Annotated in this window: 10 protein-coding genes and 1 pseudogene; 8 read left to right on the forward strand and 3 right to left on the reverse strand. The window is 65.5% G+C overall.

Going from position 1 to position 7,206, the window contains the following annotated elements:
- The first annotated feature begins 143 nt into the window (after window positions 1-143).
- Window positions 144-356 (forward strand): hypothetical protein, encoded by a 213-nt coding sequence (locus tag ITJ56_RS17805; protein WP_194631973.1) that lies wholly within the window; start codon window positions 144-146, stop codon window positions 354-356.
- Between the two features lie 567 nt (window positions 357-923).
- Complete coding sequence (locus ITJ56_RS17810; protein ID WP_194631974.1) at window positions 924-1,922, forward strand: IS481 family transposase; 999 nt, start codon at window positions 924-926, stop codon at window positions 1,920-1,922.
- Here ITJ56_RS17810 and ITJ56_RS19165 read toward each other — a convergent pair.
- Window positions 1,884-2,150: a zinc-ribbon domain-containing protein gene (locus tag ITJ56_RS19165; RefSeq protein ID WP_416354804.1), complete on the reverse strand. Its 267-nt coding sequence runs from the start codon at window positions 2,148-2,150 to the stop codon at window positions 1,884-1,886. The two genes, ITJ56_RS17810 and ITJ56_RS19165, sit on opposite strands and share 39 nt — an antisense overlap.
- Window positions 2,151-2,197: 47 nt before the next feature.
- The gene (locus ITJ56_RS17820; protein WP_194631976.1) at window positions 2,198-2,815 is read right to left on the reverse strand and encodes a hypothetical protein; all 618 of its coding nucleotides are present in this window, start codon (window positions 2,813-2,815) and stop codon (window positions 2,198-2,200) included.
- 267 nt (window positions 2,816-3,082) lie between these two features.
- Between ITJ56_RS17820 and ITJ56_RS17825 the strand changes: the two genes are divergently transcribed.
- The 6 genes from ITJ56_RS17825 to ITJ56_RS17850 all read left to right on the forward strand — a co-directional run bounded on the left by ITJ56_RS17825 (window position 3,083) and on the right by ITJ56_RS17850 (window position 6,768).
- Window positions 3,083-4,075: a MarR family transcriptional regulator gene (locus ITJ56_RS17825; protein ID WP_194631977.1), complete on the forward strand. Its 993-nt coding sequence runs from the start codon at window positions 3,083-3,085 to the stop codon at window positions 4,073-4,075.
- Complete coding sequence (locus ITJ56_RS17830; RefSeq protein ID WP_194631978.1) at window positions 4,072-4,407, forward strand: hypothetical protein; 336 nt, start codon at window positions 4,072-4,074, stop codon at window positions 4,405-4,407. The genes ITJ56_RS17825 and ITJ56_RS17830 overlap by 4 nt, the downstream gene beginning before the upstream one ends.
- A 146-nt stretch (window positions 4,408-4,553) precedes the next feature.
- A complete protein-coding gene (locus ITJ56_RS17835; protein WP_194631979.1) occupies window positions 4,554-4,946 on the forward strand; it encodes a hypothetical protein in 393 nt (130 codons plus the stop codon).
- 33 nt (window positions 4,947-4,979) lie between these two features.
- Window positions 4,980-5,363: a hypothetical protein gene (locus ITJ56_RS17840; RefSeq protein ID WP_194631980.1), complete on the forward strand. Its 384-nt coding sequence runs from the start codon at window positions 4,980-4,982 to the stop codon at window positions 5,361-5,363.
- Window positions 5,364-5,526: 163 nt separating this feature from the next.
- Window positions 5,527-6,024, forward strand: a complete 498-nt coding sequence (locus tag ITJ56_RS17845) for a helix-turn-helix transcriptional regulator (protein ID WP_228518181.1) — start codon at window positions 5,527-5,529, stop codon at window positions 6,022-6,024.
- Between the two features lie 99 nt (window positions 6,025-6,123).
- Window positions 6,124-6,768 (forward strand): hypothetical protein, encoded by a 645-nt coding sequence (locus ITJ56_RS17850; protein WP_194631982.1) that lies wholly within the window; start codon window positions 6,124-6,126, stop codon window positions 6,766-6,768.
- A gap of 28 nt (window positions 6,769-6,796) precedes the next feature.
- Here ITJ56_RS17850 and ITJ56_RS17855 read toward each other — a convergent pair.
- A pseudogene (locus ITJ56_RS17855) lies at window positions 6,797-7,117 on the reverse strand (integrase core domain-containing protein); the annotation flags it as partial.
- Between the last annotated feature and the right edge of the window lie 89 nt (window positions 7,118-7,206).

Below are 7,206 nucleotides of genomic sequence, written 5' to 3' on the forward strand. Positions count from 1 at the left end.
CAATCACCACCGGCCCCACACCGCCATCGGGAACCGGTCACCCATCACACGGTTGACCAACGTCCCTGGGCAGTACACCTAGGACATCTGCGGCGAGGGAAGCCGATTTGCCCCGAGAACACGGGTGCCGGAAGAATCGTCGGGTGCGGTGGAACGCGGGCTACGTCCCCGAAGACGACGGGGAGCTCGAGGTAGCCGGGGTGGAAGCCGCCACCGCGATCGACGCCGTTTCGCGGCTTCGTGAGGTCGTCGGCACCGACACCGACGTGCTGTACGTCATCCCGGACCCCGTCGCCGAACAGGATGACGCGGAGACATATGAGGCGTTCCTGCATGACCCGAACACGGCCACCTGACAGCGGCGGGGCGGCCCGACTCACCCCATCTTGGGAGCAGATCGGCCGGAAACTGCCCACTCTCGTTGGGGTGAGAGCAGGCAGCCGCGCGCGCCCGAGGATCAGAGACTCAGAGCGCTTCTCGCTTGGGCGGTAACCAGCCGCCCCACCTCACTATGAACACTCATCGACAGTTGTCGTATTCCGTCGCCGGAAGTTCGCACGCTCAACAAGAGATGACTGCTCGAGCTCATTGCGTGTGGCAGGCGCTCTGATCCACTCCGCGCAGGGAATCCATCGGCGCGCTGCTCATTACGGGCAGCTCCGGGTACCGTACGGGCGCCCGCGGCGGATCAGGCTGCGGGACGGGCGTTGCCGGTCCGTGATCGGGTCACGCGATCGGCAACCCAGGAGTACCAGGTACTGAGCTGTGCTTCGCGTCGTCGAGGCTGGTGTGACCTGTTGATCTGATCCCCTCCAGACGAACCGCTAGCTGTAGTTCCTCGGGACGTTGTGAACGGATGACGTAGAAGAAGACCTCCGGGACGATGTGGGTTACCACACACCACGTCGTCACCGGAGGTCTTCGTGACTCACGCTAACGCCCCGTTCACTCCCGAGGGCAGACTCCGGCTTGCCCGCCTGATCGTCGAGGACGGCTGGCCGATCCGTCGCGCCGCGGAACGGTTTCAGTGCTCCCCTGCGACCGCGTCGAAGTGGGCCGCTCGGTATCGGTCCGGGTTCCTCTTGACGGACCGGTCATCGCGTCCGTTGAGGAGTCCGTCGCGGTTACCCATGAGGACCGAGCGCCGGATCATCGCGTTGCGGTTCACCCGCCGGTGGGGTCCGCACCGGATTGCGTACCACCTGCATCTGCACCGATCGACGGTCGGACGGGTGCTCGATCGGTTCCGGATGCCGCTGCTGCAGAACATTGACCAAGCCACCGGTCTCCCAGTCCGCCGTCCCAAGCCGGCGCGGTATGAGAAGTCTCTGCCGGGCGAGCTGGTGCATGTCGATATCAAAAAGCTCGGCCGGATCCCCGAGGGCGGAGGGTGGCGAGCCCATGGGCGCGGCTCGGTGCAGGACCGCGCCGCCGGTGTGATCCGCACACGGGCCAAGCGGGCAGGAGCTGCTGGCTCCCGCGGTTACCGGTACTTGCACCGCGCCGTCGACGACTACTCCCGGTTGGCGTACTCGGAGATCCTCGCCGACGAGCGGAAGGAAACCGCCGCCGGTTTCTGGAAACGCGCACACGCGTTCTTCGCGACCGCTGGAATCGTCGTGACCGGTGTGATGACCGACAATGGCGCCTGCTACCGCTCCCACGACTTCGCCAGAGCCCTCGGACCGATCAAGCACCGCTGGACCCACCCTTACCACCCCCAGAGCAACGGCAAGGTCGAACGCTTCAACCGAACCCTTGCCGCCGAGTGGGCATACGCCACGACCTATCGCAGCGACGAGGACCGAGCCGCCGACTACCCGCGGTGGCTGCATCACTACAATCACCACCGACCCCACACCGGTATCGGCGGCCAAGTCCCCTCAGACCGTGTTCACAACCTCACGGGGAACTACAGCTAGGGATGCTCCGGGCTTCGGAGTCCGCTTCGTGGCTGCTGCCCTTTGCCGCCTGCAGGCGGGACAACCGTGACCTGACGTGCGGTAGGCCGGGCGCGTAGCCCATCCGTGTCCACACCCGGAGCAGATGAACCACCGTGGTTCCTTGCTGTACAGCAGCACGTCAGCGGGAGCGTCGTCGTTCTTCACCCAGTCCCATTCGGCAACGCCAGCGCTGGACCAGCGTCGAATCTCCGCTTCTGTCGTGTTCTACGCATCGACGTTTCTATGCGCGGACGTTAGCTGAAGTCCTCGGCCACAGCCGTCCGTGCGCCGCCGGCCTGCGCGCGGAGGTCGTGCGCGGCAGCCGCGGCGCCGGAGAGACCATCACCTCGGCGCTGTGGCTTCTCGTCGCGACCGAACCCGCCGTACTCGGGCCGCATGCGCGACCCCGGCTCGCCTGGCTCGCTGCTCCCCTCTTCCGGCTGCGCGATGCGCGCGATGTCCGCGCCGGACGGTGCCGGGGTGAGTGTGGTGGGCACGCCGAGCTTGTCGAGCATCTCGCGGTACTCCTGCGGCGACGCATAGAAGGACTTGTAGACGACGGGCTCTTGACCTTCCATCTCGAGCACGCCGACACCCTTGGACGCCTTGGAATCGCCCCGGACGTTGCTCGGCACTTCGGGCACCATCGTGGGGTCGTTGAACGCCTGACCGCGCTGGGCCTTCGTCGGGTTCACACCCTGAAGCAGCTTGTTCGACGGCAGTGACCGCAGCTTCGGCAGAATACCCGTAGTCGCGTTCGCCACCTGCGTCGACAGGAGCAGGCGGATGCCAACGAAGCGCATCTCCGCTGCGAGCTTCAGCGCCGCGCCCATGAGGATTGCGCGAGCGGCATTCGCCTGCATTGCGGACACGACGAACCTCCGCTGCGTCGTCGACATCCTCACCGGCCGATCCGACCTCGCAGCCCGTCGCGTCCACCCGCTCCGGCTCCGGCGAACCCGGCAACGCACCCGCGTACACACGCGACGACGGCGCTGTGTGCATGCGCGCCAGCATCGAATCGAACACCGCCTCCGCCCGCCGCCTCCACTACTGGAAACGACCCGACGGCCGAATCAAACTCATCCGCATCGTCGTCCACGACACATTCGAACCGTGAACGGGCTCACCCTGCGCATATGATAAGAGTAGACGCGCCTAGCGTTTACTCTTATCGGGAGGTGGAGATGGAAGAGCACGAGGCGCTACGCGCGCTCCTCACTCTCGGCATTCGAGCGACCCCTGCTGACGTTGACACCCTCACCACAACCACCGGTGAAGTCATCCGCTGGGGACGAACCCGACGGACACCGACACCTGCAAACGTGGAGCGAGAGCTACGCCAGCTCCTGGCGGGGGAGCGGCTTCTCTACGCAGTGGCGAGAGCAACCCCAGCATTGCAAGCAGCGGCCGCCAAGGACCCGCGTCTCATCATCGTCTCCGACGACGACCGCACGGTGTGGGCAGACAAGACCCCTCATTCGCTCGAGGAGGACACCGCGGATGCGCCCTCCACGGTGCGTAAAGGGCCGACCCCGTACGGACAGTTCGCGGTACTTCGGGCACTCATCACCGCCGCCCAACCCCTGACACAGCGGCAGCTCGCCGCAGCCACCGGCCTGACCCAGCCAGCAGTGCTCAACGCGCTGCGACCACAGAGCGACCTCATCCACCGCGAAGCGACCGGGTACGTGCTCACCGACCCCGAGGGCGCGTGGGACCGGGCGATCAAGGTTCCCCAGAAGGGCATCACCACCTACTGGCGCAGCGAACGACCGCTCGCCGAACAGGCCCAAGCCGTCAACACGGATGCGCTCCTGTCCGGCGACCTCGCGGCCGACCGGATCAGTGGATGGCGGATCCCGGAACACGTCACGTTGTACGCCCGCGCTGGAGTCGACCTCAGCCGGCGCCGCTTCGCCCTCGGTAGCAGCGACGAGTACACACTGTCGCTGACGATCCCCGCTGACAAGACCATCTGGGCTACCTCAGCCCGTGCCGGACGAACGGGCCTCGCCGACCCCATCATCGTGGCCCGCGACGTCCTCGCCACCGGAACCACTGGAGACCAGGCCGAAGCCGCCGAGATGCTTCGTCGGTCAGCCCTCCAGCCGCACACAACGCAGCTATGAGCCGACGAGATGACGCAGGCCGACTCCGGCACAGCAACGGGCAGTTCGCCAACGACCCTCGCCCCGGCTACGAGGGCGCACCTCTGCAGCAACCACGACGAGCGCATCTCATCGCCGAGTCAAAGACCGACGACGCAGCCTTCATCGCCCTCGACGACCTCAGTACAGTGCTCGCCAGCCACGCCAACGCTCGTGTCATCGGCGGACACATGGTGTCCCTCATCACCACCGCGTTCCCCACCGACGGGCTCATCCCCAGACGAACCGGCGACGCGGACGCCGGCATCCTATCGAACTCGCCAGCAGCGGAGAACTCCACGAAGGGCTCCTGATTCTCGGCTACAAGGCCGAGTCCGGGAACCGTTACGTCCGACAATCAACGGTCACCGGCGACCCAGCGCCCACCATCGACCTGCTCACCGAATCGCACACCGGACGTTTCGGCGACCAGAAGTTCGGCGGACGCGCGTTCAACATCATGCCCGGCATGACCCTCGCCACAAGCGACGGCATCGACATCAACGTCAACGCCACCCTCACCGACGAGACCGTCCTCAGCAGCACCGTCACGGTCCCAACCGTCGAAGCTGCAGTCATCCTCAAGTCGTACGCCTGGCGAGACCGGCCGGGTGCCGGGAAAGACGCCACCGACCTCTACAACCTCTTCCTCGTTCTCGACCAGCATGGCTCCGCTGCAGTCGGAGGCTGGCGCCTCGACCAGTCGAACCTCACCGGCGCTCGAGGTGATGCTGCTCGCAACCTCCACCAGCTCGCAGACCGACTCGACACCCGCCCCAACCGCAGAGGCGACGCGCTCGACAACGGAGCGCTCGCGCTCCTCATCCGAGAACACATCACAGAGCCAGAGTGAGTCCAACACCCCGTTGGACAATCGGAGAACCCCATGACCCGTACTCTCGCTGACACGCAGGCCGCGCTCCGTGCCCTCCTCGACGACGACACACTCATCACCGATCGTGCATGGCAGGAGACTCCGACGTCCTGGATCCCCGGCTGGGCTGGCCGGGAACTGTACGACACCGGGTCGCCGTTGCACGTCAGCGTCGGCGGCCTCGGCCTCGTCGTCCCAAAGAACGAACACAACGACCCCTACATCGTCCGGTCGGGAGAAGCGCTCGAAGATGGCCTCGCAGCACACGGCGACACCGGACCCGTCGTGGAGCACGGCATGTCACCCGTCGTCAGGTGGGCGAAATGGGACGCTGACCCTGTTCTGCGCCGGCCGGCGCCACCCCTGACATCGGCGGCCGTAAACCCATCAGTGTGAACCGTGAACCCAGCCAAGTCGACTTCGAATGTCGGACTGCCGCCGATATGGTCGACCAGGGGGTGTGGCGGTGGGAGAGGTTCAAACCAGGTCGGAGCTGGGGCAGCTCGCCGAGAGCTTGATCACGGGGATACGGTCCACCGAGGCGGTAGCTGACTACGTGATGGACCTCGTCGTCGCGGTCCTCGCCGAGACGGTGCAGACCTTCCACCCTCAGCAGACGGGTGTAGCTCCACCCTTGGCCGGGGAAGTCGGCAGCATCAACGCGGCGGGACGACTTCACTTCGCCGAGGCGTTGTTTGACGTGGCGATCGGTCCTGTAGCCGCCCACATCGGACTCGACGGCAGCACCGTAGACGTTGCCCGTGTTCTGCACCGAGCCATTTGGCGGCGGTTCCTCCCCGACATCGGGCTCGTGGTCGCTGCCGGGCATCGCCAACTGGCTACAGCCGTGCCCAAACACGCCAGCGGTCTGTTGACTTCGCGTGAGAGAGAGGTCCTCCAGCTTGTGTCCGAGGCGTACACGAACAAGGAAGTAGCTGCCCGGTTGCACATTGCTCCTGGGACCGTGAAGCGGCACCTGGCGAACATCTGCGACAAGCTCCACGCTGTGTCCCGCCTCGACGCAGTCCGACGCGCGGAGCAGCAACGGCTCCTGTGACCAGATCGTGGCCGAACTCGCACTGGAACTGACGCCGTTGCTCGATACCGTTCAACGGATGACCGTTGGCTACCAGCTGGCACCCCTGGGGAGGAACACATGAAGCGGTACACCCTTGTCGCAATCCCACTGCTCGCAGTCCTCGGAGCGAGCGGATGTTCCACGAGCGGCGCAAACGCCGGCGAGCAGCCATCGAAAGCGGCCACGTCGGCGACCATTGAGTTGGCTGGCTCCGGTGCACAGGAAAAAGAAGCCCCCATCCCATCCACTGCTCGCAGCATCGTCATCGATGTCACCTGTGACGGCGGGGGCGTGCTCACCGTGACCACCAACTCCGGCGCAACACGGATCGGCCGTTGCGACGGTGAAGCGCAGTTCACCCTCCCCACTCCGAAGCAGCAGCAGCTTCGCTTGAACGTATTCGTCGGGGACAACGTGGAAATGCGCGCGACCGCAGAGTTCAAGGACGACACATTCAAACGAGACGATGACCTCGCCGCAGCCTGTGACATCGTCAGCGCGGCACAGCAAGCCCTGACCGACAACGACCCGGCGGCTGAACGAAGCGCAGGAGCGAAGCTACAAGCAGCCGCAGTCCCAGCGTCCGTGCGCGGTGACGCTCGCACACTCGCCAGGGAGTACGCAGGCGGCGCGCCTGACAATAGCGGCGCGCAGGACCGCGTCAACGCGGCCTGCATGAACAACGACACACCTGTCACCACAAGCAGCACAACCGGCGGGTAGCTCTGCCACAGTGTGTTCCGCCCTGGGTTTAGTGGAGGGTCGGTAGTGCCGCTTCGACGGTAGCCGGAGCGGGGTTGTGCCGGTAGTGGTCGTGCTCGAACTCGACGGGTGGGACCATGGCGAGCTCGCCGTGGAGACGGCGGTGGTTGAACCAGTCGATGTACTCGACAGTCGCGATCTCGAGGTCCTCGATGCCCCGCCAGGGTCCACGATTGCGGACCAGTTCGGCTTTGAAGATCGAGTTCAGGGCCTCGGCGAGGGCGTTGTCGTAGCTGTCACCCTTCGACCCAACGGACGCGACCGCACCGGCTTCGGCGAGCCGGTCCGTATAGCGAATCGCTCGATATTGGCCGTATTCAATCGGTCGTCGCAACACCTGATTCCGGAGGTGTTCGATGCGGGTTCGAGATCGTCAGCGACAAGTCCAGGCGTATCGGG

The organism is Curtobacterium sp. VKM Ac-1376 (assembly GCF_015351025.1).
In the GTDB taxonomy this organism is placed as follows: Bacteria; Actinomycetota; Actinomycetes; order Actinomycetales; family Microbacteriaceae; genus Curtobacterium.

Coding starts and splice junctions, on each gene's coding strand:
- ITJ56_RS17825 (WP_194631977.1), top strand. CDS start 3,083: ATGATAAGAGTAGACGCGCCTAGCGTTTACTCTTATCGGGAGGTGGAG.
- ITJ56_RS17830 (WP_194631978.1), top strand. CDS start 4,072: ATGAGCCGACGAGATGACGCAGGCCGACTCCGGCACAGCAACGGGCAG.
- ITJ56_RS17835 (WP_194631979.1), top strand. CDS start 4,554: ATGCCCGGCATGACCCTCGCCACAAGCGACGGCATCGACATCAACGTC.
- ITJ56_RS17840 (WP_194631980.1), top strand. CDS start 4,980: ATGACCCGTACTCTCGCTGACACGCAGGCCGCGCTCCGTGCCCTCCTC.
- ITJ56_RS17845 (WP_228518181.1), top strand. CDS start 5,527: ATGGACCTCGTCGTCGCGGTCCTCGCCGAGACGGTGCAGACCTTCCAC.
- ITJ56_RS17850 (WP_194631982.1), top strand. CDS start 6,124: ATGAAGCGGTACACCCTTGTCGCAATCCCACTGCTCGCAGTCCTCGGA.